The sequence below is a fragment of the Streptomyces boninensis genome, from assembly GCF_048572725.1.
GTDB lineage: Bacteria > Actinomycetota > Actinomycetes > Streptomycetales > Streptomycetaceae > Streptomyces > Streptomyces boninensis.
On the sequence record NZ_CP183837.1, the window covers coordinates 7,824,281 to 7,850,218 of the forward strand.

At 72.4% G+C, this 25,938-nt stretch carries 23 protein-coding genes; 14 read left to right on the top strand and 9 right to left on the bottom strand.

Going from position 1 to position 25,938, the window contains the following annotated elements; all coding sequences use genetic code 11:
• Window positions 1–15 precede the first annotated feature (15 nt).
• Entirely contained in the window at window positions 16–351 is a 336-nt protein-coding gene (locus tag ACNNMR_RS35585; protein WP_419998827.1) for a hypothetical protein, read from the top strand.
• Here ACNNMR_RS35585 and ACNNMR_RS35590 read toward each other — a convergent pair.
• Window positions 329–4,651, bottom strand: a complete 4,323-nt coding sequence (locus tag ACNNMR_RS35590; protein ID WP_419998828.1) for a CHAT domain-containing protein — start codon at window positions 4,649–4,651, stop codon at window positions 329–331. The genes ACNNMR_RS35585 and ACNNMR_RS35590 overlap by 23 nt on opposite strands.
• A 76-nt stretch (window positions 4,652–4,727) precedes the next feature.
• Here ACNNMR_RS35590 and ACNNMR_RS35595 point away from each other — a divergent pair, with 76 nt between their 5' ends.
• Both ACNNMR_RS35595 and ACNNMR_RS35600 read left to right on the top strand, forming a co-directional pair.
• The gene (locus ACNNMR_RS35595; RefSeq protein WP_419998829.1) at window positions 4,728–5,111 is read left to right on the top strand and encodes a hypothetical protein; all 384 of its coding nucleotides are present in this window, start codon (window positions 4,728–4,730) and stop codon (window positions 5,109–5,111) included.
• Entirely contained in the window at window positions 5,108–5,950 is an 843-nt protein-coding gene (locus ACNNMR_RS35600; RefSeq protein ID WP_419998830.1) for a hypothetical protein, read from the top strand. Before ACNNMR_RS35595 ends, ACNNMR_RS35600 begins: the two co-directional genes overlap by 4 nt.
• Before the next feature lie 86 nt (window positions 5,951–6,036).
• Here ACNNMR_RS35600 and aceB read toward each other — a convergent pair whose 3' ends face one another.
• Complete coding sequence (gene aceB / locus ACNNMR_RS35605; protein WP_419998831.1) at window positions 6,037–7,656, bottom strand: malate synthase A; 1,620 nt, start codon at window positions 7,654–7,656, stop codon at window positions 6,037–6,039.
• A gap of 230 nt (window positions 7,657–7,886) precedes the next feature.
• Entirely contained in the window at window positions 7,887–8,498 is a 612-nt protein-coding gene (locus tag ACNNMR_RS35610; RefSeq protein ID WP_419998832.1) for a nucleotidyltransferase family protein, read from the bottom strand.
• A gap of 221 nt (window positions 8,499–8,719) precedes the next feature.
• Here ACNNMR_RS35610 and ACNNMR_RS35615 point away from each other — a divergent pair, with 221 nt between their 5' ends.
• Window positions 8,720–9,034: a DUF5955 family protein gene (locus ACNNMR_RS35615; RefSeq protein ID WP_419998833.1), complete on the top strand. Its 315-nt coding sequence runs from the start codon at window positions 8,720–8,722 to the stop codon at window positions 9,032–9,034.
• A gap of 36 nt (window positions 9,035–9,070) precedes the next feature.
• On the opposite strand, the gene ACNNMR_RS35620 is transcribed toward ACNNMR_RS35615, so the two are convergent.
• A complete protein-coding gene (locus tag ACNNMR_RS35620) occupies window positions 9,071–9,874 on the bottom strand; it encodes an IclR family transcriptional regulator (protein ID WP_420000592.1) in 804 nt (267 codons plus the stop codon).
• Window positions 9,875–10,103: 229 nt separating this feature from the next.
• Between ACNNMR_RS35620 and allB the strand changes: the two genes are divergently transcribed.
• Complete coding sequence (allB, locus tag ACNNMR_RS35625) at window positions 10,104–11,453, top strand: allantoinase AllB (RefSeq protein ID WP_419998834.1); 1,350 nt, start codon at window positions 10,104–10,106, stop codon at window positions 11,451–11,453.
• Between the two features lie 4 nt (window positions 11,454–11,457).
• Window positions 11,458–12,576: an allantoicase gene (gene alc / locus ACNNMR_RS35630; RefSeq protein WP_419998835.1), complete on the top strand. Its 1,119-nt coding sequence runs from the start codon at window positions 11,458–11,460 to the stop codon at window positions 12,574–12,576.
• A 64-nt stretch (window positions 12,577–12,640) separates the two neighbouring features.
• On the opposite strand, the gene ACNNMR_RS35635 is transcribed toward alc, so the two are convergent.
• Window positions 12,641–13,591: a BtrH N-terminal domain-containing protein gene (locus ACNNMR_RS35635; protein WP_419998836.1), complete on the bottom strand. Its 951-nt coding sequence runs from the start codon at window positions 13,589–13,591 to the stop codon at window positions 12,641–12,643.
• Window positions 13,592–13,597: 6 nt separating this feature from the next.
• Here ACNNMR_RS35635 and ACNNMR_RS35640 point away from each other — a divergent pair, with 6 nt between their 5' ends.
• The 3 genes from ACNNMR_RS35640 to ACNNMR_RS35650 all read left to right on the top strand — a co-directional run bounded on the left by ACNNMR_RS35640 (window position 13,598) and on the right by ACNNMR_RS35650 (window position 14,958).
• On the top strand, window positions 13,598–13,924 hold the full coding sequence (locus ACNNMR_RS35640) for a hypothetical protein (RefSeq protein WP_419998837.1): 327 nt from the start codon (window positions 13,598–13,600) through the stop codon (window positions 13,922–13,924).
• A 79-nt stretch (window positions 13,925–14,003) separates the two neighbouring features.
• Window positions 14,004–14,324 (top strand): hypothetical protein, encoded by a 321-nt coding sequence (locus ACNNMR_RS35645; protein WP_419998838.1) that lies wholly within the window; start codon window positions 14,004–14,006, stop codon window positions 14,322–14,324.
• A gap of 1 nt (window position 14,325) precedes the next feature.
• Window positions 14,326–14,958, top strand: a complete 633-nt coding sequence (locus tag ACNNMR_RS35650) for a hypothetical protein (protein ID WP_419998839.1) — start codon at window positions 14,326–14,328, stop codon at window positions 14,956–14,958.
• Between the two features lie 7 nt (window positions 14,959–14,965).
• On the opposite strand, the gene ACNNMR_RS35655 is transcribed toward ACNNMR_RS35650, so the two are convergent.
• Window positions 14,966–17,653 carry a beta-N-acetylglucosaminidase domain-containing protein gene (locus tag ACNNMR_RS35655; protein WP_419998840.1) on the bottom strand — a complete coding sequence of 896 codons (2,688 nt, stop codon included), beginning with the start codon at window positions 17,651–17,653 and terminating at the stop codon, window positions 14,966–14,968.
• Window positions 17,654–17,861: 208 nt separating this feature from the next.
• Between ACNNMR_RS35655 and ACNNMR_RS35660 the strand changes: the two genes are divergently transcribed.
• From ACNNMR_RS35660 to ACNNMR_RS35675, 4 genes are all read left to right on the top strand, one after another.
• Window positions 17,862–18,839: a sugar kinase gene (locus ACNNMR_RS35660; RefSeq protein WP_419998841.1), complete on the top strand. Its 978-nt coding sequence runs from the start codon at window positions 17,862–17,864 to the stop codon at window positions 18,837–18,839.
• A 62-nt stretch (window positions 18,840–18,901) separates the two neighbouring features.
• The gene (locus tag ACNNMR_RS35665) at window positions 18,902–19,522 is read left to right on the top strand and encodes a bifunctional 4-hydroxy-2-oxoglutarate aldolase/2-dehydro-3-deoxy-phosphogluconate aldolase (RefSeq protein ID WP_419998842.1); all 621 of its coding nucleotides are present in this window, start codon (window positions 18,902–18,904) and stop codon (window positions 19,520–19,522) included.
• Window positions 19,523–19,767: 245 nt separating this feature from the next.
• Window positions 19,768–20,610, top strand: coding sequence for a methyltransferase (locus tag ACNNMR_RS35670; RefSeq protein ID WP_419998843.1), 843 nt, complete (start codon window positions 19,768–19,770; stop codon window positions 20,608–20,610).
• A 51-nt stretch (window positions 20,611–20,661) separates the two neighbouring features.
• Window positions 20,662–21,867: a cytochrome P450 family protein gene (locus ACNNMR_RS35675; RefSeq protein ID WP_419998844.1), complete on the top strand. Its 1,206-nt coding sequence runs from the start codon at window positions 20,662–20,664 to the stop codon at window positions 21,865–21,867.
• Between the two features lie 43 nt (window positions 21,868–21,910).
• Here the strand turns inward: ACNNMR_RS35675 and ACNNMR_RS35680 are convergent, their stop codons facing one another.
• Both ACNNMR_RS35680 and ACNNMR_RS35685 read right to left on the bottom strand, forming a co-directional pair.
• Window positions 21,911–22,714, bottom strand: a complete 804-nt coding sequence (locus tag ACNNMR_RS35680) for an ABC transporter permease (RefSeq protein ID WP_419998845.1) — start codon at window positions 22,712–22,714, stop codon at window positions 21,911–21,913.
• Window positions 22,704–23,654, bottom strand: a complete 951-nt coding sequence (locus ACNNMR_RS35685; protein ID WP_419998846.1) for an ABC transporter ATP-binding protein — start codon at window positions 23,652–23,654, stop codon at window positions 22,704–22,706. The genes ACNNMR_RS35680 and ACNNMR_RS35685 overlap by 11 nt, the downstream gene beginning before the upstream one ends.
• 55 nt (window positions 23,655–23,709) lie before the next feature.
• Here ACNNMR_RS35685 and ACNNMR_RS35690 point away from each other — a divergent pair, with 55 nt between their 5' ends.
• Complete coding sequence (locus ACNNMR_RS35690) at window positions 23,710–24,363, top strand: TetR/AcrR family transcriptional regulator (RefSeq protein WP_419998847.1); 654 nt, start codon at window positions 23,710–23,712, stop codon at window positions 24,361–24,363.
• A 24-nt stretch (window positions 24,364–24,387) separates the two neighbouring features.
• Here the strand turns inward: ACNNMR_RS35690 and ACNNMR_RS35695 are convergent, their stop codons facing one another.
• On the bottom strand, window positions 24,388–25,881 hold the full coding sequence (locus ACNNMR_RS35695) for an MFS transporter (RefSeq protein ID WP_419998848.1): 1,494 nt from the start codon (window positions 25,879–25,881) through the stop codon (window positions 24,388–24,390).
• Between the last annotated feature and the right edge of the window lie 57 nt (window positions 25,882–25,938).

The window sequence follows — 25,938 nt, forward strand, 5'->3', positions numbered from 1 at the left end:
CCGACGGGGGCGCGTATGTGGCTGTGGCTGGATCGGATCGTGCGGCTGAAGGGCCGTGATGAGCCGGGTACGGGCGGGCGGCTGCGTGTCATCCCGCATGACTGGCGCGAGTGCTTCCCCGTCATCCGTAACGTGGACCCTGTCACCAGCGAGCTGACCGAACCGCACTCGGAGCGTGACGCGGTGCGGGTGGGGGTGGTGGAGGAGGTCTGGGCCAGGGTGCAGCCTGCTGACCGGCAGGCTTTTCACCGGTACAACTGCGATGGCTCACGTGACCCCGAGGATGTCGAGATCATGCAGCACTTGGTCGCCACGCTGCGCGCGGAGTTCAAGCGGCAGGGCTTGGAATGAGCGGGGTGGGACCGGCAGGCCGTGGGACCGGCCAGCCGCCGAAGTGGACGTACGGGGCCCAGCGCGTCGTCTCGTACGGGTGGGCGTCGCGGAGCTCCCGGACGGCGCGGTGCAGGCAGGCGGCGCTCGTGGTGAAGTCCAGCTCCGGACCCATGAGTTCGTAAGTGCGCAGGGCCACCTGGGCCGAGTCCTGGTCGTCGATCGACCAGAGCGTGGCGATGACGTGCCGGTAGCCCGCCAGCTGGAGGGCGGCGGCCAGGTGGATGGCCTCGTCCGGGAGGCCCGCGGCGCCCGCGGCGGATTTGCAGGCGGACAGGTAGGCGAATTCGGCCTGCTCCAGGCGGAGTGCGGCGATGTCGCGGATGGTCAGTGCGGTGTCGTGGAGGTGGATGGCGCCGGAGGCCGGTTCGTCGGGGTGCTGGGTGCCGTGGCAGGCGAAGTGGGTGGCGGCGTGGCGGGCGAGTTCCCCGGTCACGGCGGCGTGGGTCGCTTCGGGGCCGATGAGGAGGCGGCCGGTCCGGTCGGGGAAGCCCTCGGCCAGGGTGCGTGCCTCGGCGCGGGCGGCGGGGAGGTCCGGCAGGGCGTCGCCCGGGGACTCGGGCACGGCGGCGATCAGCAGCCGCCGGCCGCGGGAAGCGTCGGCTCTGTCGTGCGGGCGGGCGGCCGCGCGGACGGACGGCGTGTAGGACGAGACCACGCGGTCCAGCACGGAGCGCCCGCGCCCGCCCGGATCGTGATAGCCGGCGGCGTGGATCGGCAGCAGGGCGAGCGGGCCGGTGGGGCACCAGGTCACCCCGGGCCAGTCGCCTGGTGGCGGGCCGTGGTGGCCGACGTGTTCGAGTACGGGCTCGGCCATGGTGTCCCACAGCCACTCCAGCGCCGCGGCCAGAGTCTGCTCGGCGTGCGTGACGTCGACCCGGGAGCGGTGGCCCAGCTCGAGCCGCCGCACCGCGATCAGATACGAATCGGCGCGGGCGCTCACCTCGTCGTAACCGAGCGCGGGCAAGGGCAGGTGGGTCACCGACTCGCCGGTCACGATGATCGCGTCGGAGCGAAGCGGGTGGATGTTGATCACCACAACGGGGTGCGAGCCGAGGCCGCGCTGGAGATGGGCGGAGGGCGGAGTGGTCAGGAAGTCCTCGAAGCCCGGGAGGAGCCGGACCCGCTCGACCAACGCGTCCCACTCGTGGGCCAGTTCGAGGCGCTGCTCCGCGGCGTGGTGATGCCGGCCCGCGTACTCCCGGGCAGGGTCCGCGGGCGGTGCGGACGGCTCCGCGAGCCGCCGGCCGACGTCGGTGAGGGCCCGGTGCAGCTCCGGGTCCGCCTCCGCGAGGGCGGCGCGCTCGTCCCGCAGCTGCAGGTCCTGGTTCCACAGCACCGTGCGGCCCTGTTCGAGCAGCGCGAGGGCGTGCCCCGGATCGCCCAGGGCGAGCGCGGCCGCGGCGGCCTCGGACGCCATGCCGCTCAGCGGTTCCAGCAGGCGCTCGCGCTCGGTCCGGTCGAGGCCCAGCCAGGCGAAGCGCGGCAGGTTCTCGATCGCCGCGGTCCACCCCTCGGTGGCGCCGGCCCAGTCTTCGCGGGCGGCGGCGAGCGTGCCCCAGAAGCGCGCCGCGTTGTCCCGGGCGGCGGGGTCGGAACCAGCCGCGGCCACCGCCTCGCGGAAGGCCTGGACCGCCTGGGCGTAGTCGTCGTCGGAGCCGCTGTGCTCAAGCCGCGTCCATAGGCTCCTGCCCAGCTCGAACAGGCGCATGGCGCGCATACTGTGGCCGTCGGGGGTGGCGTCGAGGGCTGCGCGCAGACTGAGGACGGCCTCGTCCGCGATCGCCGGGTCGGGGTCGCGCTGCTGCTGGAAGAGCGTGGTCAGCGTGATGCCGAGGTTGCCGAGGACGCGGCCGCGCTCGGGGTCGTGCTCGTTGTCGTGCTCGGGGTCGTGCTCGGTGTCGGCAGGGGCGAGCGCCGCGGCGGCGCGACGGCCGGCCAGGACCGCCTCATCGAGATCGTCGGGATTGCCCATGCGCTCGTGGCGTCGGCGCAGCGCGACACCCAGGTTGCTCTGCAGCGCGGCGGCGTCGGGATCGTCGTCGCCGAGCAGCGGCACGGCCCGCCGGTAGGCCTCGATCGCCTCGGACAGGATGAGGAGCCGGTTCGACCTGTCGTACAGACTCACCAGCGTGGTGGCGAGATTGGTCCAGATTCCGGCCTGACGGCGTGGCTGCGGCTCGGGCAGCGCGGCGAGTTCCTTCGCGAACCGTACTGCCTCCTCGGCGTCGGAGACGCTGCCGGTCCGCTGGGCGCGGCGCAGCAGGGCGTCCGCCAGCAGGCCGAGGGAGGCGGCCTTGTCCACACCGGCGGCCACCGCGCGCCGGGCGCTGTCGACCGCGGCGTTCAGGGCGGACAGACTGGAGAGGCCGGACGGGCCGGCTGGCGACCCGGAGACCTCCGTGCGCAGGGTGAGGCCTTGGGACAGGCAGGTCCACGCCTTGCGGCGGACCTGCCTGTCGTCGCTCTCGGCGAAGTGCCGGCTGATCTCGATCGCCCGGTCGAGGTCGGCCGGACGCCGGGTCCTGCGGTAGCGGGTGAGCAGCAGTTCCGCGATCGTCAGGCGCATGTCGGCGGCCGCCGCGGGCGTCTCGGCGTCGGCCTCGTCCACCGCCGCCACGGCCTCGGCGAGGAGCCGCGGTGCCGGGTCGTGGTCGTGCAGGGTGAAGAGGGTTTCGGCCAGGGCGGCGAGCGCGTGCTGCCGGACCGGAGCGGCAGAACGCCGGTCAGGAGCGGCGCGCAGCGCGGCGCGGAGCGTGTCCACCGCCTCCCGTAGCGGTGCGGTCTCGTCCGTGCACTTTCCCAGGTCGTGCAGGCAACCGGCGAGGTTGACCAGGACGGCCGGGTAGTCCGCCGCAGCCCGCGGCATCGACTCGGCCGCGCCGCGGAAGGCGGCGAGCGCTTCTTTGAGATGGGGCAGCTCGCCGTCGGCCACGAAGCGCCGCATCCGCAACTGGCCGAGCAGCGTGAGGCACTCGGCCTGCACGTGACTGGCAGGGGCGGCGAGGTCCGCGCCGCGGCGCGCCATGTCGATGCCCCGGCCGAGCCGCGCCGGATCGCCGTCGAGGCTGAAGCGCGTCTCGTGGTTGCGCGCCATCCGCAGGTACGTCATCGCCTCCAGCTCTCGCTGCCCGGAAGCCAGCCGCGCCGCGTCGTGCAGCAGATTCAGGGCGCGGTCCAGGTCGTCCGGCGCGGAGCGGGTCATCAGCGCGTCGGCGAGGAAGATCAGCCGGTTGGGGCGGTACGCCTCCCCGGGCGGCGTCGCGGCGACGGCCGCTTCGCCCGCGGCGACCGCCGCGTCGATGTGGGCGGGATCGCGCGTGTCCGCGAACCGCTCGCGCCACAGCGCGGTCAGCACGGTGTGCGCCTTCGCCGCGGTCGCGCCGCGGGCCTCGCTGGCGCCGCTGGTTGCGCTGGTGGCCGACGCCAGGGCCGCGTCGAAGTCTTCCGCGCGGCGCGCCAGGCGATACCGGTCGCTGAGGCGGCCGGCGAGGCTGATGGCGAGCAGCTGCCGCATCGGCGCGTCGGCCGGCAACTCCGCGGCTGCGGCCCGCGTCACGGTGATCGCCTCGGACAGGTCCTCAAGGTCTCCCGCGGCGTCGAAGGAATCCGCCAGCGCATTACCAAGGCTGTTCAGACACACCATGCGCACCCCGCCGCGCACGGACTCGACCGCCGCCCCCGCCCGTCCGGCCCGTAAGGCGGCGGCGAGGTCCTCGGGGGCACCGGTCCGACCGTATCGGGCCCGCAGGCCGCCGCAGAGGTTTCCCGCGATGGCCACGCGCTCCTCGTCATCCTCGTCGGCCAGGCTCTCCGCCACCCGCAGGACGTCGATGGCCACGTCGAGCAGCGCGGCATTGCCGGGCGCCGCGGCGGCGCAGCGCACCAGGACCGGGCCGCAGGACGGGGCCGGGTGGAATGCGCCGCGCGGGTGGCGGGCGGCGTGGCCGAGGGCGAGTTCACGCAGCCCGGGGGAAAGCGCCCCGGGGTTGCGCCGGACGATCAGAGCAGACAGCCGCACGCAGGCCTCGTAGTCGTCCGCGTCGTCCGGCGCGGCCAGGGCCCGGAAGCGGGCCAGATGCCAGTTGGCCAGGGCGGGCAGCACGTTCTCGGTCAGGTCGCGAGCACGCGGCGGTACGGCGAGGATGGTGCGGCCCGCGGCCAGGGCGGCTTCCGGGGTGAGGAGCGGGGCGGCGCTGCCGGTGGTCCCGGCGCGGTTGAGGAGGTGCCGTAACTCGGCCAATTCCGCGGGCAGTTCCATCCGCATGCGCTCCCGGCGATCGAGTAAGGTCGCGCTGACCAGTGTCCTTCACATCGCCCGAGAGGGGACATGGAACGTGCCGAGCGACCCTCGGGACCCGGATCCGCCCGCCGATGAGCCGGAGGCGCTGACCGTCCTGTGCGGCGACCTGGCCGCGCTGCGCCGCCGCGCGGCCGAGGGGCTCTGGACCGCCCGGCTGGAACGGGTCGTGCAGGAGGTCCGCGACGGCGGCTCGGCCGTCGAGGCGTGTACGCGACTCGGGCTGATCGGCACCGTCCCCCGCCATGAACGTACGGGCGACGACTCGCCATGGCCCGCGGGCCTCGGCCCCGAGGAGCCACCGCTCGGCAAGGGCAGCTACGCCTGCCCGCGCCGCACCTGCGAGCGCGCCGGGCAGCGCGGCGACAACGGCCGGCCGCCGTTCTGCATGATCTACGACCTACCGATGCGGCCCACGTGAGCGGCCTCCTGGCCGAGGTCGGGACGCGGGTCCTCGACCGGTGGCTGAGCCTGCTCGCGCTCCCCGGCGTGCTGTTCACCGCGGCCGCCGTGTGGGGTGTGGCGGCGGGGCACGGGGGCGCGTTCGCGCCGGAGACGTGGTCCGGCCTGGTCGACTCGGCGGGGGGTGCGGGGCAGGGGGCAAAGACGGCGGCCGTGGTCGTCGCGCTGGTGCTCGCCGCGGTCGCGGCCGGTTACGTGGCCCGCGGCGCCGGGGCGGCGGTGCGCACGGTGTGGCTGGGGGAGTGGCGCGGCCCGGCCGCACCCGTCGCGCGCCGGCTGGCGTCGCGGCGCCGGGCCAGGGCGGCCGCCGCGGCGGCGCGAGACGGGATCGAGCCCGTAGCGGCGTATCTTCCGGTGCGGCCGACATGGATGGCCGACCGGATGCGGCTCGCCCAGGCGCGCGTCGAGGGCCAGTACAACGGCCTGAGCCTCCCGGCGACCTGGCCCCGCCTGTGGCTGCTGATGCCGGAGGAGAGCCGGGCCACGGTCCGTACGGCAGGCGGCGACGTGGAAGCGGCGTCGGTCCTGACCGGGTGGGGCGTGCTCTATCTGGCGCTCGGCACGGTTTGCTATCCGGCGGCGGTGGTCGGCGCGATCGTGGTGGCGGTGGGGTGGCGCCGCGGTCGTACGGCCACGGGCGTGCTCGCGGAGCTGGTCGAGTCGGCGGTGGACGTCCATCTCGCCCTGCTCCTTGAGGCCTTCGCCATCGAACCGCTGCCGTATCTGACCGAGGACACCGCGCGGCAGGTCAACGACCGGGCCCGGAAGGGCTCGTCGTCTGCGCCGCGCCGGACCTGACCGGTCGCCGCGGCCGGCGACGCGCATGGCGAGAGCCCCGGCCGAAGTGCGTCGGCCGGGGCTCTCGAGCTTTTTGCGTACGGGCGTCAGCGGAGCTGCTCGTACGCGGGAAGGGTCAGGAAGTCGACGTAGTCCGTGTCCAGGGAGACCTGGAGGAGGAGGTCGTGAGCCTGCTGCCACTTGCCGGCGGCGAAGGCCTCTTCGCCGACCTCGTCCTTGATGGCGGCCAGCTCCTCCGCCGCCACCTTACGGACCAGGTCCGCCGTCGCCGTCTCGCCGTTCTCGAAGACGACGCCCGCGTTGATCCACTGCCAGATCTGGGAGCGGGAGATCTCGGCGGTGGCGGCGTCTTCCATGAGGTTGAAGATCGCGACCGCGCCGAGGCCGCGGAGCCAGGCCTCGATGTAGCGGGTGCCGACCTGGACGGCGTTGCGGAGGCCGTCGAAGGTGGGCTTGGCCTCGAGCGACGCGATGTCGGTCAGCTGGTCGGCCGTCACGTGGACGTCCTCGCGGAGCCGGCCGGTCTGGTTCGGGTGGTCGCCGAGCACCGCGTCGAAGGAGGCGCGGGCGACCGGGACCAGGTCGGGGTGGGCGACCCAGGAGCCGTCGAAGCCGTCGCCGGCCTCGCGGTCCTTGTCGTTCTTGACCTTCTCGAAGGCGACCTTGTTGACCTCGGCGTCACGGCGGGACGGGATGAAGGCCGCCATGCCGCCGATCGCGAAGGCGCCGCGCTTGTGGCAGGTGCGGACGAGGAGCTCGGTGTAGGCGCGCATGAACGGGGCCGTCATGGTGACGGCGTTGCGGTCCGGCAGGACGAACTTCGCGCCACCATCACGGAAGTTCTTCACGATGGAGAAGAGGTAGTCCCAGCGGCCGGCGTTGAGGCCGCTCGCGTGGTCGCGCAGCTCGTAGAGGATCTCCTCCATCTCGTACGCGGCGGTGATCGTCTCGATCAGGACGGTCGCGCGGACGGTGCCCTGCGGGATGCCGACGTAGTTCTGGGCGAAGACGAAGATGTCGTTCCAGAGGCGGGCCTCCAGGTACGACTCCGTCTTCGGGAGGTAGAAGTACGGGCCCTTGCCGAGGTCGATCAGGCGCTTGGCGTTGTGGAAGAAGTACAGGCCGAAGTCGACCAGGGCGCCCGGGACGGCCTTGCCGTCGATCTGCAGGTGCCGCTCGTCGAGGTGCCAGCCGCGCGGGCGCATGACCACGGTGGCCAGCTCGGCGGCGTCCTTGAGGGCGTACGACTTGCCCGACTTCGGGTCGGTGAAGTCGATGCGGCGCTCGTAGGCGTCGATCAGGTTGATCTGGCCACCGATCACGTTCTCCCAGGTGGGAGCGGAGGCGTCTTCGAAGTCGGCGAGCCAGACCTTGGCGCCGGAGTTCAGCGCGTTGATCGTCATCTTGCGGTCGGTGGGACCGGTGATCTCCACCCGGCGGTCCTGCAGGGCCGCCGGGGCCGGGGCGACGCGCCACGACTCGTCCTCGCGGACGTGGGCGGTCTCCGGCAGGAAGTCCAGCTGCGAGGTCTTGGCGATCTCAGCACGCCGCTCGCCGCGGCGGGCCAGCAGCTCGTCGCGGCGCGGCGTGAATCGCTGGTGCAGCTCCGCGATGAACGCGAGAGCTGCATCGGTGAGGACCTCGTCCTGCCGCTCGATGGGCTCGGCTTCGACGATGGCCAGCGGGGACGGCGCTGGTGCGGACATGGCTGTCACCTACTCCTAGACCGGCACTGGGTGCCGGGCGCTGCGAAACGCTGATTTCGGGCGCCGTGCGGGTGCGCGGCGGTTCTGACCAGTGGAGAATAGTTTCCTTATGGCGGAAGTTCAACGGTGTGTTGACGTCAAGATATCCAAACCGGACGTGAGGTGGCTCTCAGTGCCAGTGCCCTCGCGGGCGGCTGGCCATTCACGACGGGCCCACCCATCCACCCGCGTCAGTCGAGAAGGTTCAGGTCGTTCGGTGTGTCGATGTCGTCCGGGGTTGCCACGTCGGCGCATTCCACCAGGGTCAGCTCTGCGTGGTGGGTGCGGAGGAAGTCTCGGGCGCCGCGGTCGCCCGTGGCTGCTGCGGTGGTGGCCGGCCAGTGCTTGCGGGCGATCAGGACCGGGTTGCCGCGATCGCCTCCGTACGATGCCGCTGCCAGCGTCGCGCCTTCGGCATGGGTCCGTATGAGACGGGCTATCGCCTCTGCGCCGATTCGCGGCTGGTCGACCAGCATGATCAGCGCGGCTGAGGCGGTGGTGGGTTCCAGGGAGGTCAGGCCTGCTCGCAGGGATGAGGCCATGCCGGTGGGCCAGTCCGGGTTCGAGATCAGCTTGCAGCCCTGCAGCTTCGCTCGTTTACGGACCTCCGGCTCCGCCGCGCCCAGCACCACGTGCACCAGCTCGCAGCCGCCCTCCCGGAGCACCCCAGCCGCCCGCTCGACCAGCAGCTGCCCACCGGCTTCGAGCAGCGCCTTCGGGCGTCCGCCCAGGCGTCGTCCGCCGCCCGCTGCCAGCAGGAGGCCGGCCACGGAGGGATGGGTCCCCCGGCTCCCGATCTTCATTCCTCCAACCTAGCCGGAGGCACCGACAGCGCCCCCCATCAGGCGTTCCCTGGATGTGAGTGCGACTTCACAGGGGGATTTGATGTGAATTTCTTGCGCTTTCTGGCGTGTCGGTGGGCGGGTGGCGTTAACTGAGCCGAGTCCTGTGCGCGTCTGACCAACGTGCGGGGGGCGATGAGTCAGGGCAAGCAAGGGGGAGGGCTGCCGTGGTGAATGATCGTATGCAGCTGAGAGGTGCCGTCGCCGTGGAGGACCCGCGGGTGCAGGCGCTGCAGAGCGCCGTGTCCCGCCTCCGACGGGAACTGGCCGCGCTGCCGGGAGAGCTGTCGGACCGCGAGGCGGCGGAGGATGAGCTGCTCGTGCTGAGCGCGATGGCGCGCGCGGGCGAGCCGGAGGTGCCGCGGATGCGGCGGTCGCTGCTGCTGATCGCGGGGGCGGTCGGGTCCGTGAGCGCGCTGTCGCCCGCGCTGAGCGAGGTGCGGGAGGTCATCGACCTCTTCGGCGTCGATATCCCGCGGCCGCGCACCGGCGACTGACGTCAGCCCGTCAGCCCCCACCGCCCCACCAGGCCGTCAGGCCGAAGTCGTGTCCGCCCAAGCGGCCGACAACTCCCGCGCAATATCCTGCAACACCGGCACGATGTCCTGGATCGCCTCATCCGTGACCCGCCCCGCCGGCCCCGAAATCGACACCGCCGCCGGCGCCGGCGCATCGGGGATCGTCACGGCCACGCACCGGACCCCGATCTCCTGCTCGTTGTCATCGACGGCATAGCCGTCCTCCCTGACCTGGGCCAGCGCCGCCAGGAAGGTGTCAGCCGAGGTGAGCGTCTTCGGCGTCTTCGCAGGCATCCCGGTGCGGTTCAGCAGCGCCCGCACCTCGTCCTCCGGTACGTGCGCGAGCAGCGCCTTCCCGACGCCGGTCGAGTGCGGCAGCACCCGCCCGCCCACCTCCGTGAACATCCGCATCGCATGCGGCGACGGCGACTGCGCCACGTAAACGATCTCGTCGCCGTCGAGCAGCGCCATGTTCGCCGTCTCCTCGGTCTTCGCGACGACCTGCGCGAGATACGGCCGCGCCCACGTGCCGAGCAGCTTCGACGCGCTCTCGCCGAGGCGGATGAGGCGGGGGCCGAGGGCGTACCGGCGGTTCGGGCCCTGGCGGACGTATCCGCAGGCCACGAGGGTGCGCATCAGGCGGTGGATGGTCGGCAGCGGCAGGCCGCTGGTCGTCGCCAGTTCGCTGAGGCCGACCTCGCCGCCCGCGTCGGCCATGCGCTCCAGCAGGTCGAAGGCGCGCTCCAGGGACTGGACGCCCCCGGAGGCGGCGGGAGCCGACTTAGCGGCGGCGGCGGTGTTGGCGGTGGACGGCGGCACGGAGCGGTCCTTTCGCGTCGTCACTGCAGGCAGGAGAGTGTGGGGAGCCTACCGGCCGGAACCACACTTTCGTTATGTGGAATCGTACAAGGGTGTCCGGACCGGATCGTGGGTGAGGCCAATCCCACAGTCGACTGCCACGAAAGTGACTCTTGACTGCCGGGACCCCGGCACGCAAGGTGTTCAACAGAAAGTTGAATTTCTACCAAGGGAATACGGAGGGTCACGGGTGTCCGACGTCGATCTGGTACTGCGCTCGCGGCGCGTCATCACGCCTGAAGGCGAGCGCCCCGCCACGGTCACCGTGTCCGGCGGCCGCATCGCCGCGGTGCTTCCGTACGAGGCCGCCCTCGAAGACATCAGTCCGGCCGCGGCCCGCCTGGAGGACTTCGGCGACGACGTCCTGCTGCCCGGCCTGGTGGACAGCCACGTCCACGTCAACGACCCCGGGCGCACCGAGTGGGAGGGCTTCTACACCGCCACCCGCGCCGCCGCCGCCGGCGGCATCACGACCCTCGTCGACATGCCGCTGAACAGCCTGCCGCCCACCACCACCCGCCGCGCCCTCGGCATCAAGAAGGACGTCGCCCGCCCGAAGGCGCACATCGACGTCGGCTTCTGGGGCGGCGCGATCCCCGGCAACCTCAACGACCTGAAGCCGCTGCACGACGCCGGCGTCTTCGGTTTCAAGTGCTTCCTGTCGCCGTCCGGCGTGGACGAGTTCCCGGAGCTCGGCGGCGAGCAGCTCGAGGGCGCGGTCGAGGAGCTCGCCCGTATCGGCGCCCTGCTGATCGTGCACGCCGAGGACCCGCACATCCTCGACTCCGCCCCGCACACCCCGGGCCGCGACTACGACGACTTCCTCGCCTCCCGCCCCCGGGACGCCGAGAACCAGGCGATCGCCCAGCTCATCGACCTGGCCAAGCGCTTCGAGGCCCGCGTGCACGTGCTGCACCTGTCCTCCTCCGACGCCCTCCCGCTGATCGCCGCCGCCAAGGCCGAGGGCGTCCAGCTGACCGTCGAGACCTGCCCGCACTACCTCACCCTGACCGCGGAGGAAGTGCCGGACGGCGCGAGCGAGTTCAAGTGCTGCCCGCCCATCCGCGAGTCCGCCAACCAGGACCTGCTGTGGCAGGCGCTCGCCGACGGCACCATCGACTGCATCGTCACCGACCACTCGCCGTCCACCGCCGACCTGAAGACCGACGACTTCGCCACCGCCTGGGGCGGCATCTCCGGCCTCCAGCTGAGCCTCGCCGCGATCTGGACCGAGGCGAGGAAGCGCGGCTACGGCCTGGAGGACGTGGTGCGCTGGATGTCGGCGCGTACGTCGGGCCTGGTCGGACTCGACCAGAAGGGCGCCATCGAGGCCGGCCGCGACGCCGACTTCGCGGTCCTCGCGCCCGAAGAGACCTTCACCGTCGACGCCGCCGCGCTGCAGCACCGCAACAAGGTGACCGCCTACGCGGGCAAGACCCTCAGCGGCGTCGTCAAGTCCACCTGGCTGCGCGGCGAGCGCATTTACGCGGACGGCGAGTTCACCGAGCCCGCCGGCCGCCTCCTCGAAAGGAACAACTGACACCGTGGCGTCTGAAATACCCGCCTTCACCGGCAACGCGAACCCGTACGGCGGCGGCGACCCCTTCGCCGACTACCGGACCGCGGACTTCCCGTTCGCCCAGTACGCCAACCTCGCCGACCGTACGCTCGGCGCCGGTGTCATCGCCGCCAACGACGAGTTCTTCGCCCAGCGCGAGAACCTCCTCGTCCCCGAGGCCGCCGAGTTCGACCCCGAGCACTTCGGCCACAAGGGCAAGGTCATGGACGGCTGGGAGACCCGCCGCCGCCGCGGCGTCTCCGCCGACCAGCCCTGGCCGACCGCCGACGACCACGACTGGGCGCTGGTCCGCCTCGGCGCCCCCGGCGTCATCCGCGGCGTCGTCGTCGACACCGCCCACTTCCGCGGCAACATGCCGCAGGCCGTATCGGTGGAAGCCACCTCGGTCGCGGGCGCCCCGACGCCCGAGGAGCTCCTCGCCGACGACGTGAAGTGGACGACCATCGTCCCGCGCACGCCGGTCGGCGGCCACGCGGCCAACGGCTTCGAGGTCACCGCCGAGCAGTCCTTCACGCACCTGCGCGTCAACCAGCACCCCGACGGCGGCATCGCCCGCCTGCGGGTGTACGGCGAGGTGCTGCCGAACCCGGCGTGGCTGGCCGCGCTCGGCTCCTTCGACGTGGTCGCGCTGGAGAACGGCGGCCAGGTCCTCGACGCCTCCAACCGCTTCTACTCCTCCCCGGTCAACACCATCAACCCGGGCCGCTCCCGCAAGATGGACGACGGCTGGGAGACCGCGCGGCGCCGCGACAACGGCAACGACTGGATCAACTACCAGCTCGTCGCCGAGTCCGCGATCCGCGCGATCGAGATCGACACGGCGTATCTGAAGGGCAATTCGGCGGGCTGGGCAGCCCTGTCCATCCGCGCCTCGGCGGACGCCGAGTGGGAGGAGTTCCTCCCGCGTACGCGCCTGCAGCCGGACACCAACCACCGGTTCGTCCTCGACACCCCGGCGGTCGGCAGCCAGGTCCGTATCGACATCTACCCGGACGGCGGCTTCTCCCGCCTGCGGCTCTTCGGCTCGCTGACGGAGCCGGGCGCGGACGCGCTGCGCGCCCGGCACACGGAGCTGCAGGGCTGACGCCCGCTTGGCCGCGACGGCGCCGCGGACCCCACCGGTCGGGGGGTCCGCGGCGCTTCGGCTGTTACGTCCCCACCCGGCGCAGCTCCGCCATCGCCTCCCGCTCCAGCCGGGCGAGATCGGCGAGGACGCCGCCCGCCCTGTCGAGGCTGCCCTTGGCGATCAGCTCCGCGACCTCCGTCCAGCCGCCCGCCGCCTCGCGGTAGCCGTGGTGGCCCTTGCGCAAGTGCTCGTCGTCGGAGAGCCCGGCCGGCTCCAGCTCCCGGCTCTCCGCCAGGAAGTCGCGGTAAAGGTTGCGGAAGAGTGCGCCCCCGGTGCCGCCCCGCTCCATCAGGTCGGCGATCTGCCGCAGATCCTGCTCGTGATGCCCCTCGCGCCGCCGCCACTTGGGCACGAGGCGCGCCGCCTTCTCGATGCCGCGATGGCCGAGATTGGCGATGGGCGGATTCAGAAAGGCCTCTGCACAGGCCCTGATCGCCGGGACGATCCGCTCCCGCGGATCCGGCGCCCCGGGCGGCACGGCGACCGTGAAGGAACGGCTGCGCGCGGTCATCGGCCCGCGCTCGGCGCGCGCCGCCGCCAGCGACGCGAGCGAGGTGGTGACCTCCCCGCCCTGCTGCGCGGTGTCGGTCAGATACGCCAGCTCGTCGTCGTAACCGCGCATGGCCACCACATGGCCGCCGAAGTGCACCTTCGAGGTGAAGTACTCGAGGTGATAGCAATCCAGCTGCAGCCCCACCGGCCGCCCCGCGTCCAGCGGCTCCGCGACATTCGCCCACGCCTTCTTCGCCGAGCCGGTCTCACGTATGTCCAGCTCGAGCCCCAGCCGCACAGCAAGATTCCGGGTCAGCTCGAAAGGCTTGACCCGCCCGCCCAGAAACGGAAAGTCCATCGCCTTGCTGTCCCAGTACACAAACCCCAGCCCACCCCCGAGCCCGAACAGCATCGGCTCGGACAGCTCCAGCCCTTCATGGCGCAGCAGCACACCCAGCGCCGTCGTCTCACAGTGCAGCATGCGCTCATGCTGACCTTCCCACCGCATGAGAGTCCAGCTGGCCATGGCGATGGTGTATTGCCCAAGCCCGCTCCTGAAACCTGGCAGCGCCCCTCCGTGGGCTGGCAGTTCCAGGAGGGCGACAGCGCGGTCATCGGCAAGGGCGAGCTCGAGGGACGGGGCCAAAGTGCTGCGCAGGCTATGGCGGTCGGCGCGCAGTCCGACCCCAACCCCGGCCTTGAGGAAGAGATGGCCGGGAAGAGCGCCGCGGAGCTCGTCCGGTCGCTGAGAGAGGCCGAGCCTGCGGCCGCCCGCGTCGGCGCGGCAGCGTCCTCGGCCACTGAGTGCGACTGACGCCGGCACCCGGGGGGCAGTGCGAGCGAACGTTTTGCTGGGCTTTTCCGTCGTAGGGGAAATGAGGAGAGGCTGGGGGATGGCTGGCAGCGATAGCGCGCGACCGGAATCCCATGGCGTCGCGCAGTCCTCGGCGGCTGAACTGCCGCACGTCGGCCGCGTCCGCGGGATCCTCGCACTGGGCGGCGTGCCCTGGGACCAGCTCGACGACGGCGTGCAGCAGGTGCAGCTGAAGCTGCTCGAGGCGCGGCGCCGAGAGCCGATCCGTAACGAGGACGCCTGGACAGCGGTGGTCGCCTCCCGCGTCGCCGCGGACTGGCACCGAAGCCGAACCCGGGACGGGGTGGCCGCGCTGCGTACACAGCTCGGTCCGGCAGCGGACGAGAGGAAGGTGATCTGAGGTGACCGAGCCGACACGACGAGAGGAGCAGCTCCTGGAGCGGGCCTTTCACATGATCGGAGATGAGGTGGCTGACAGCGATGGAGACGAGGTGGCTGACGGCAAAGCCGAGTCGCCGCGGCAGGTGGACCGCCGACGCCAATATCGTCGCCGCATTGTCGTTGCCTTGGTCACCGCCGCGGCCGTAGGCGCCGGCATCACGGCCTACAGCCTGGCCGGCGACGACAGCGATGACGGCAGGGAAGCGTCGTCCGGGGCGCTCCGTCCCGCGGAGGAAGTCGCCTGCGCCGCCCGGATCCTCGAAGGCGATGTGGTGTCCGTACGGGAATCCGGCCGGCGCGAGGGCGGATATCCGGCTGTCACCGTGACGTTGGCCGTCAAGGATTGGCTCAAGCCGGCAGCGGGGCCTGGGACAGCGAAGTTCAGCATCCCTGAGCCCAAGGAGGCCGGCGGTCCCGTGTTGCGGACGGGCGACCGGGTTCTCTTCGAGGCCTGGGACCATCCCGACATCGTCGACGCGTACTTCACCGGCAGGCGGATCGAAGTGAAGCGCGCGTCTCTCTCAAGGGCACTCGAGAAGGGGGCGCAGACCCGCTGCCCGGACTCCTGGACCCGCCGTCAGGATGACGGGTGACGAGGGCTCAGCGCAGCACCACCTCGCTGATGCGCGGGGGTGCGTCGCCGCCCTTCCATGTGATGCGGACGGCCTCGGCGCGTACACCGCCGGTGTCCAGCTCCGTGTACGGGCCGGACAGCCGGCCCAGCGCCCGCCACTTGCCGCCGATGCGGATCTCCACCGACGCGGAGCCCTCCGCGTCCTGGGGGCGCAGCACCGCGACCTTGTCGGCGTCGCGCGGCTCCGCGGGCGTCACCGTCAGGGTCTCGCCGGCCTCCGGCGCCCGGGCCGCCGTGTAGGCCGCGTCCAGGTCGCCGTCCGCCGCGCGCGCGAGGTCGCTGTCGTCCGCGGCGGGTGGGCCGCCCGTGACCGTCGTCGTGTCGGTGGCGGTCGCCGTGAATTCCCGTATCACCAGCCACTCGGACTGCGCGGCCGTCGCCCGGGCCCGTACGAAGCGGGCCTCCGCCCCGTCCGGCGCCTCCGCCTCGACCTCCGCCTTTCCGGAGAAGTCCGCGAGCTTGGTCCACTGCTTGCCGTCGGCGGAGTATTCGAGGATGCCCTGGTGGATGTGGTCGGCCTCGCTGCCGGGCTTGCCCATGGAGAGCTGGAGCTTCTTCAGGGGGCGGGTGGAGTGCAGGTCGAGGGTGACGGCGTCGTCGGCCTTCACCGCACGGTCGCTCCAGTAGTACGTGGCGTCGTCGCCGTCGGTCATCCGGGAGACCGCGTTGTCCTGGTACGTGCCCAGGGTCGAGGTCGCCTTGATGCGGCCCGGCACGCCCAGGGACTTGTTGTGCTCGGCCAGGGCGTCCTCGACGAAGGCGTCCAGGACGCCGTCCGCGAGCACCACCTGGACCTTGGTGCCGTCGATCCATTCGTACGAGAAGGACTTGGCCTTCGCGACCTGTCCTGGCAGCTGCTGCCGCAGCTTCCACGCCTTTGCCGCGTCGCCCTCCCGGGCCGCGCGGACCAGGGCGAGGGCGGTGCGGCCCGCGGTGCCCCAGGCCTCGGCGGAGTCCAGCCAGGGGTCCGCGTCGGCTATGAAGCCGCGGTCGGGGAGGGCGTCGCGGAGGGTGGCGGGGGCGTCGTGGAGGGCGCGGAGGCGGGTGGCCAGGGCGGCCGGGTTGCCGCCGTCCCAGAAGGTCTTGATGGCGGCTGCCAGTTCGGGGGACTGCTGCTTGTTGAGGAGCGAGCCGTAGCCGGCGTCGGCGAAGGCGCGCAGGGCGGCTGTCGTGTCGCGGTCGTCGCCGGACATCTCGCGTAGTGCTGCCGAGTAGGAGGCGGCGGGGTCGTAGGCCGCGTCGTTCCAGGCGTAGTCGGCGACCGTGTAGAGGGCGAGCTTGGAGGCGTACGGCTGCACCATCGGGTTCGCCGTGATGCCGGCGAGCTCGGCGGGCAGGCCCTGCTCGCGGCCGTTGAAGGGGCCCAGGAGGAGGCGGCCCCGGATGTAGTCGTTGACCGGGTAGTTGTCCCAGGTGAGGATCGGGTGGCCGAAGACCTCGCGGGCCGCCTTCGCTTCCTTGACGGTCATCGTCGGGGCGATGACGCCGATGCCCGTCCACTCGACCAGCACATCCTTGTCGAGCTGCTCGGCGAGCGCCTTCTTGTACGGGGACGGCTTCACGTCGTAGTACTCGGTCGGCACCATCTGCAGCGGCTCGGCGCCCTCGTGGGCCTTGATGAAGTCGCGGTTGACGCGATTGAGGAGATGCGCCTGGGCCGCGCCCGCGGCGCCGCCGCCGGTGCCGAACTTCTCCTCGTCCGCCTTGCAGTTCCAGTCCGTATAGCTGATGTCGTCCAGCGGCACGGCGAAGGTGCGGACGCCGATGTCCCAGAGGGTCTGGAACTTGTCGTTGAGCGCCTTGACGTCCTCGTCCGAGCTGTAGCAGACGGAGAGACCGGGGGAGAGGGCGTACGTGAACTCGACATGGTTGGCGGCCGCGCGGTCCACCAGCTCCTTGATCTTCGCCAGCTGGTCGGGCGGGTACGGGTCGCGCCACTTCTCGCGCAGGTAGGCGTCGTCCTTGGGGGAGTAGACGTAGATGTTCATCTTGTGCGCGCCGTAGAAGTCCAGCTGGTCGAGGCGGGCCTCATGGGACCAGGGGGTGCCGTAAAAGCCCTCGATGACGCCGCGCCAGCCGGTGCCCGGCCAGTCGCGCACGGCGGTGCCGCGGACCTCGGCGCCGGGGGAGCCGCGGTGCGGGAGGAGCTGGCGGAGGGACTGGGCGGCATAGTACGTGCCGGTGGCGTCGACGCCGGACAGGACGATCGTGTCGCGGTCTTCGTTGGCTGTGCGGCCGATGCCGAGGGCGTAGCCGTCGGCCGGGAGGCCGGCCGGGCCCTCGATGCCGAGGCCGGAGAGGGCGGTGGCGGCGCCCGGTCCGTCGAGGTGGACGACGAGGCCGTCGCCCGGCGGCTTGGCGGTGGTGGTGCGTTCGATACGGGCGGCGCCGGCGTCGCGGAGGGCCTTCTCTGTGAGCTTCAGGGCGGGGGCGTCCGGGTGGTCGCCGGTGACCAGGTGGACGGTGGGGGAGACCGTGATGGTGTCGTCGCGGTCGGCGACCGAGCGGGGGGTGGGGGTGATACGGGGCGGGGGGTCCGGGTCGCGGTCCTTGGCGGTGGCGGGGAGGGCGGTGCACAGGGTCGCGGCGAGGGCGAGGGGCAGGGCGAGGGCCAGGGTGGCGGTGAGCGAGACGCGGCGGCGGGGGCGGGGCATGGAAGAAGGCCTCCTGCGTGCGGGGTGGCGGGTGCACGACAAGTACGGTCTGCAAGCCTCTCGCGGCGGTTGCGGGCCGGGCAATGGACTAATCCACTGGATTCATGGACTTGAATTGGAATTTTCCCCTCCGGGGGCGCTGGTCAGAATGTCACTGGTCCGGGATAACGTTCGGTGAACGAGGAATCGACTGACTGGGGAGACCGGCATGGCGGATCGGGCGGCACCGGAGGCGGTCACCTGCGGCGAGGCGATGCTGCTGATGCTCGCGGAGCCCGGTGTGCCGCTGGACCGCGCCATCGCCTTCCGCCGCTCTGTGGCAGGGGCGGAGTCGAATGTCGCTGCCGGTCTCGCCCGGCTCGGGCATCACGCGCGCTGGCTCGGCCGCTTGGGCGCCGACCCGGCGGGCGAGGCGGTGCTGCGCGAGCTGCGCGCGGACGGTGTCGACGTGGCGTATGCGGACCGGGACCCGGAGGCGCCCACGGGCCTGCTGCTGCGCGACAGCCACCCGGCGCGGGCGATCGACGTGCAGTACTACCGTGCCGGGTCCGCCGCGTCCCGGCTGGCGCCCGAGCACATCCGGGCGGAGGCCCTTGAGGGCGCCCGACTGCTGCACATATCCGGCATTACGCCCATGTTGTCGCCGTCCGCCGCCGAGGCGACCGCGAAGCTGATCGAGCTGGCCCGGGCGGGCGGCACGACGGTCTCCTTCGACCCGAATGTCCGCCGCAAGCTGGCCGCGCCCGAGGCGTGGGCCGCCACGGTGGGGCCGCTGCTCGCCGAGGCCGACCTGGTGCTCGCGGGGGAGGACGAGCTGGAGCTGCTCGCCGGGGGGCGGGATGCGGACGGGACGGCCGCCGAGCTGCTGCGGGGGCGGGCGCATACGGTCGTACTCAAGCGCACCGACCACTCCGCCACGGCGCTGACGGCCGAGGGCGGGACGTACCACCAGCCGCACTTCCCGGTGCCGCTCGCCGACCCGGTCGGGGCCGGGGACGCCTTCGCCGCCGGCTATCTCTCCGCCTGGCTGCGCGGGCTGCCCGCGCAGCGGGCGCTGGCCGAGGCGGCATGCGTCGCCGCGCTCGTCGTCCAGGCCGCCACCGACACCGACGGCCTCCCCACGGCCGCCGCCCGCGACCGCGCCCTCGCCGCCTTCACCGGCGGCGGTGACTCGGTCCACCGCTGATGCCTGCCTCGTGAACTGAACCCTCACACGCACCACTGATGCAACACCCGAAAGGATCCGCCTTGTACCGCTGGGAGATCACCCAAGCCGCGCTGGCGCAGCGGGTGTTCGCGATTGTCCGCAGTGACTCGTACGACCACGCCGCCGACACCGCCGACACCCTGCTCTCGGCCGGGATATCCAGCCTCGAGATCTCGCTGACCACCCCCTTCGCGCTGGAGCTCGTCTCCACGCTGCGGCGCGAAGTCGGCGATGATGCGGTGATCGGCGCGGGTACGGTCCTCGACGCCGCGTCGGCGCGGATGGCCGTCGATGCCGGGGCTCGCTTCCTGGTCTCACCGAACCTCGACGCTTCGGTGATCGCTACGGGTCACCGGTATGGCGTCCCGGTCTTCCCCGGCGTCTCCACGCCGACCGAGATCGTGCGGGCGCTGGAGTTGGGCGCGGATGCGCTGAAGCTCTTCCCGGCCTCGGGGCACGCGCCGTCGTGGATCAAGGACGTGCGGGCGGCGCTGCCGCAGGCGGCGCTGCTGCCCACGGGGGGCGTCACGATCGAGAACGCGCCCGACTGGATCGCGGCCGGGGCGGTGGCCTGCGGGATGGGGTCGGCGCTCTCGGCCGGAGACCGCGAGGAGGTCGCGAAGCGCACGGCGGACTTGCTGGCGCGCTTGGCCGAGGCCTGACTGGCCCACCTACCCGCCCGTTGCTCCGTGCGATAGGGCGGGGGTGAGGTGGGCCGGAAGCGAGTCGCTCTTGGCGGCGCCTTGGGAGGGCTTGGCCGCCCGTTGCTCCGTGCAGTAGGAGAGTGGGCGGGCGAGGAAGGAGTCCGGCGGAGGCGAGGTGTCCCACCCGGTGCTCCGTGCGACACAGCAACGGGCGGGTGGGTGGGAAGCAGGCTTGGCCGGTGGGGGCGCGGCATGATCGGGGTATGAGCGATCACGGCGGCCGCGATGACGGCTATCTGCTCGACAATCGGCAGGTCGAGGCCGGTGCGCGATTTGATGCGCTTGCCTCGCTCTTTGATCCGTCCACCTTCCGGCACTTCGACGCGATCGGCGTCGCGGATGGGTGGCGGTGCTGGGAGGTCGGGGCCGGCGGGCCGTCCGTCGTGCGGGAGTTGGCGCGGCGGGTCGGGGCGGCTGGGCACGTGCTGGCCACCGACATCGATACGTCCTGGATCGCTGCCGCCGCAACGGCCACCACGTCCGCCACGACCCCGCCCTCCGCCACCGTCGACATCCGCCGCCACGACGTCGCCGCCGACCCGCCCCCGCCCGGCGGCCCCTTCGACCTCGTCCACGCCCGCCTCGTCCTCGTCCACGTCACCGACCGCACCCGCGCCCTGGCGGCGATGACCGCCGCATTGCGGCCCGGCGGCGTCCTGCTCCTCGAAGACGCCGACCCGGCCCTGCAACCGCTCATCTGCCCCGACGAATACGGCCCAGAGCAGGAGCTGGCGAACCGCCTCCGCCGCGGCTTCCGCACCCTCCTCGCCGAACGCGGCGCCGACCTCTCGTACGGCCGTCGCCTCCCCCGTCTCCTCCGCGAGGCCGGCCTCGCGGACGTACGAGCAGACGCCTACTTTCCGCTCACCTCGCCCGCCTGCACCGCCCTGGAGGCGGCGACCGTACGACAGGTGCGCCACCAGCTGGTCGCCAAGGGCCTCGCCACCGACGCCGAGATCGACGCCCACCTCGCCAACGTGGCCGCGGGCGGCATGGACTTGGCCACCTCCCCGATGATCTCCGCCTGGGGGAGGACGCCGGACTGATGGGGTCGCACTAGCGTGGTGGGCCCTGTCGTCATGCCACCGGAGGTGCTCGTGTCCGAGGGGACCGAAATAGTCGATCTCACCGTGGACGCAGGGGAGTTCATCGCGAATCCGTATCCGCGGTATGCCGAGCTGCGCGAGCGCGGTCCCGTGCACCGGGTGCTGCTGCCGGAGGGCGAGACCTGGCTGGTCGTCGGGCACGACGCGGTGCGCGCGGCGCTCAATGACCACCGGCTGACGAAGGACTATCACGCGATGGTCGGCGAGCGGCGGCCGGAGGAGGCCGTGCAGCCCATCGACGTCCACATGCTCACCACCGACCCGCCCGATCACACGCGGCTGCGGAAGCTGGTGGCGCGGGAGTTCACCCCGCGGCGGGTCGCCGCGCTCGAGCCGCGCATCCAGGAGATCGCCGACGGGCTGATGGACACGATGCTGGCGGCCCCCGACCGCCGCGCGGACCTGCTGGACGCGCTGGCCTTCCCGCTGCCGATGACGGTGATCTGCGAGCTCCTCGGCGTACCCGATCTGCAGCGGGACGACTTCCGCCGCTGGTCGAACGAGATCCTCTCCCCGACCAGCCAGGAGTCGGCGGTCGCCGCGGTGGGGGCGATGCAGCAGTACATGGACGAGCTGATCGAGGGCAAGCGCGCCACCGCCCCCGGCGACGACCTCCTCAGCGCCCTGATCCGCACCCGCGCCGAGGACGGCGACCGCCTCTCCCACCACGAACTCATCGGCACGGCCTTCCTCCTCCTGATCGCCGGCCACGAGACGACGGTCAACCTCATCGCCAACGGCATGCTGGCCCTCCTCCAGCACCCCGAGCAGCTGGCCGCCCTGCGCGCGGACCCAGGGCTCCTCGACGGCGCGGTGGAGGAGTCGCTGCGCTACGACGGGCCGGTGGAGGGCGCGACCTTCCGGCTCGCGACCGAAGACCTGGACTATGGCGGCGGTACGGTCATCCCTGCCGGGTCGGTCGTCAGCGTCATCCTCGCGTCCGCGGGGCGGGATCCGAAGCGCTTCCCGGCGCCTGACGACTTCGACATCCGGCGCAGCGCGCAGACGCATGTGGCGTTCGGACACGGCATCCACTTCTGCCTGGGTGCGCCGCTGGCACGGCTGGAGGGGCGGATCGCCTTTCGGGCGCTGCTCGACCGGTGTCCTGAGCTGGCGCTCGATGCCGATCCGGGGACGCTGCGGTGGCGGCCCGGGCTGATCATCAGGGGGATGCGGCAGCTGCCGGTGCGGTGGTGAGGGGCGGGCGCGCACAGGGCGCGTAGCAAGCAGCGCGGCGCGGTCACATCCGGTCAGGGCGCGCCGCTCCGCGCCCGAGCCGGTGCGCCGCCAGGGCCGCGGCCGCGGCGGCGAAGAGCAGGAGCATGCCGCAGGCGGGCAGCGTCGTGCCCGTATCGCCGTGGAGGGCGCCGCGGAAGGCGGACACCGCCCAATAGCCGGGGGAGACCGGGGCGATGTCCTGGATCCAGCCGGGCAGCGTGGTGAGCGGGACGAAGGCGCCGCCGAGGGTGCTGAGGAGCATGCCGCCGATGTCGTAACCGAGGGAGAGCTCGCCGAAGCTGCGGGCGGTGACGCCCAGGGCCGTACCGATGGCGAGCAGCGCGGCGGTCCAGGCGAGGCAGACCGCGAACAGCAGCGCGGGCGCGCCGACATGCACACCAAGGACGGCGATGCCGAAGCCGAGCACCACCGCCTGCTGCGCAAGCAGCGCGGCCATGACGGGGAGCGCCTTGCCGGCGAGGAGTTCGGCGGGGCGGGCGGCGGTGGCGCGGATGCGGTCCCAGGTGCGCTGCATGCGTTCGGCGAGTACGGCGCCGCCGACGATGTTCAGGCCGAGGAGGGAGAAGGTCACGAGTGCGCCGATGACGGCCTGCTCGGTGCCGGCCTTCTGGCCCTGGGTGGCCACCAGGAGCGGGCGCATGAGGGCGAGGAAGCCGAGGGGGACGATGAGGCGGCTGAGGAGGGGGCCGGGTTCGGCCAGGAGGAGACGGACGTTGTGGCGGATGAGGGCGGTGGTGCGTAGAGCGGTGGTGCGTAGGGCGGCGGGCTTGGCGGCGGAGGTGGCCATCGCGGCGTCACGCGGCATCGGCGGTCTCCTTCGGCTGCGCAGGCCGGCGGTGTGCGAGGGCGCGATAGAGGTCATCGAGGCTCGGGCGGCGGACATCCACCTCGACGGGACGGCAGCCGGCCGCCAGCCAACGCGCCAGCTCCGCGGCGGGATCGGGCACCGCAAGACCCACCTCGACACCTTGCACGCGTGCGCGTGCGCGTGACCGGCCGGACGCCCGCTCCACGGTCTCGGCGGCGGCCGCCGCCTCCTCCGGCCCGCCGAATCGCAGCCGCAGCTCCCCCGGCAGCCCCCGCAGCAGCTCCTCCCGCCGCCCCCTGGCGATCACCCGCCCCGCCCTGACGACGGCCAACGAGGCACCCAGGTCGGCGAGTTCCGGGAGATAGTGCGTCGTGTACAGCACCGCCGCTCCCGCGTCCGCCCGTGCCCGTACCGCCCCCAGCAGCGCCGTCCGGGTCTCCGGATCCGCCCCGGCCGTCGGCTCGTCCAGGAGCAGCAGCGGCGGGTCGCCGATGAGCGCGGCAGCGGCCTGCGTGCGGCGGCGCTGGCCGCCGGAGAGGAGGCCGGCTCTGCGGTCGAGCTCGGCGGTCAGCTGCAGTTCCTCGGCGATTCCGGCGATGGCGGTACGGAGCGCACCGCCCGCGAGCCCGGCCAGCGACCCGTACAGGCGCAAGTGCTCCCGCACCGTGGCGCCCGGATACAACGCCAGCTCCTGCGGAGCGAGGCCCAGGAGCGCGCGGGCCGCCTGCGGGCGGCGGAGGGCGTCGATGTCGCCGATGCGGACCGTGCCCGCGTCGGGGCGGGTGAGGCCCGTGACCACCTCTACGAACGTGGTCTTGCCCGCGCCGTTGTGCCCGATCAGGCCGGTGATCTCGCCTGCGGCGACGGTGAGTTCGAAGCCGTCCAGAGCGATCGCGGCGGAGCCGTATCGCTTTACCAGGCCGTGTGCGCTGAGCACAGTCAAACCCTCCCCACTTTGTGATCTACACCGTATAGATCTACACTGTATACACATGAGCGCACGACGGGAAGAGGCAGTCGACGCGGCGATGGCCATCGCCGGCGAAAAGGGCCTGGCGGCCGTCTCCATGCGTGCCGTCGCACAGCGCGTCGGCGTCACGCCGATGGCGCTTTATCCCCATGTCGGCAGCAAGGCCGCGCTGCTCGACCTGATGGTGGGCCGGCTGCTGTCGCTGCTCGGCGAGGACCCCGCGATGAGGGCCGCGGCGGACGCCGACTGGCGTACGAGGCTGCGCGTCTTCGCCTCCTCCGCCCGCCTCGGCCTGCAGACGCACCCCTGGGCCACGACGCTGCTCTTCGACCGCCCCGCGATCACTCCGGACGCGGTGGCCGTCGTCGACGCGCTCTACACCGCCCTCCTCGACGCCGGCGTCCCGGACCGCGAAGTCCCGCGCGTAGAGCGGCTGGTGTCCACCTTCGTGCTCGGCTACGTCGCCTCAGAGGTCGGCGGCCGCTTCGGCCCCGGCGAGCTGGACCCCCGGGGCCGTCGCGGCCAACTACCGGACGGCGCCGCCCCCGCCCACACCCGCCTCGCGGAGGTTCTCGACGCGCCCGTCGACTGGGACGAGGAGTTCAAGGCGGGCTTCGAGGAAGTGCTCCGCCTCGTCGAGTCGGTGGCGGCGGGCGCCCGTACACGAGTCCGCTGACGCGCGCCGCCCCTCAGCCGCCCCTCAGCCCACGCTCGCCGTCTCCTCGCCCGCGTCCCTGTCGCTGGCGCCCTCCCCGCCGCGCCCCCGCCCGTCGCCGCGCCGCGACGGTCGGCGCCTGAGGAGCAGCGGCGCGGTGATCAGCGCCGCGGCGAGCAGGATGGCGAAGGCGACCATGAGCGCGGTGGTGTACCCGTGTACGGCGCCTGCGCCCGCGGCCGCCCGCGGGTGTGCGGTCAGATACGACGCAGCGGCGCTGGCCGCCAGGGTGTTGAGCAGGGCGGTGCCGAGGGCGGCGCCCAGTTGCTGGGCCGCGTTGTACGCCGCCGATGCCGCCCCGATGTCCTGCCAGTTCATGTCGGCGGTGGCCAGGCTGGCGGTCGGGGGCATGACGAGGCCGAGCCCGAGGCCGGTGAGCAGTAGCGCGGGCACCAGGAAGAGGCCGAAGACGTCGGCGCTCTCGGGGGTCAGCCGCGTCAGCAGCAGCATCCCGCCGGCCGCGGCGAGCAGCCCCGGAAGGACCAGCGCCCCCGGGGCGACGCGCCCGTGCAGCCGTCCGGCGATGAGGGTCGAAGCGAGCAGCGTGGCCAGGGCGTTGATGAGCAGCGTCAGGCCTGCCTCGACGGGGGAGTAGCCGAGCACGGTCTGGGTGTAGTAGCTCATGAAGAGGTAGAAGCCGAACATCGCGACGAACATCAGCATGATCGCCAGGAAGGCGCCGCCCCGCGCGCGGTGCAGCAGAATCCGCATCGGCAGCAGCGGGCGAGCCGTGCGCAGCTCGACGGCGACGAACAGCGCCAGCAGCAGCACGCCCCCGCCCAGCAGCCCCAGCACCTTCCCCGAGCCCCATCCGTACGGCTCGGCCTCGCCGAACGCATAGACCACCGCCGCGAAGCCCGCGGCGCTCAGCAGCGCGCCCGGTACGTCGAGACCTGAGCCGTCCCGCTCCGGCCGGTCCCTGGTCACGAACGTGGTCCCGAGCGCGGCCAGCACCGCGATCGGGACGTTGATGTAGAGACACCAGCGCCAGCTCACGTACTCCGTCAGCAGCCCGCCCACGACCAGCCCGAGCGCCGAACCCGCGGCGCCGACCGCGGCGAACACCCCGAAGGCGCGGCCCCGTTCCCGCCCCTCGGTGAAGGTGAGGGTCAGCAGCGAAAGCCCGGCCGGCGCGAGCGCGGCCGCGAACACGCCCTGCAGGGCGCGCGCCGCGAAGAGCATCTCGGGGTTCACCGCGGCGCCGCCGAGCGCGGATGCGGCGGCGAAGCCGAGCAGGCCGCCGGCGAAGGTGCGGCGATGGCCGAGCGCGCTGCTGACCCGCCCGCCGATCAGCAGCAGCCCGCCGAAGGCGAGGGTGTACGCGGTGATGGCCCACTGCCTGCTGGCGTCGGACATCTCGAGTGCGCGCTGCGCGGAGGGCAGCGCGATGTTGACGATCGTCCCGTCGAGTACGACCAGGAGCTGCGCCGCGCTCACCGCCAGGAGCGTGCCCCACCGCTTTGGGTTTTCCGTTGCCACAGCATTCCCCTAACAACGTTTGGTGTTCCCTAACAACGTTAGATGCCGCGAACACGG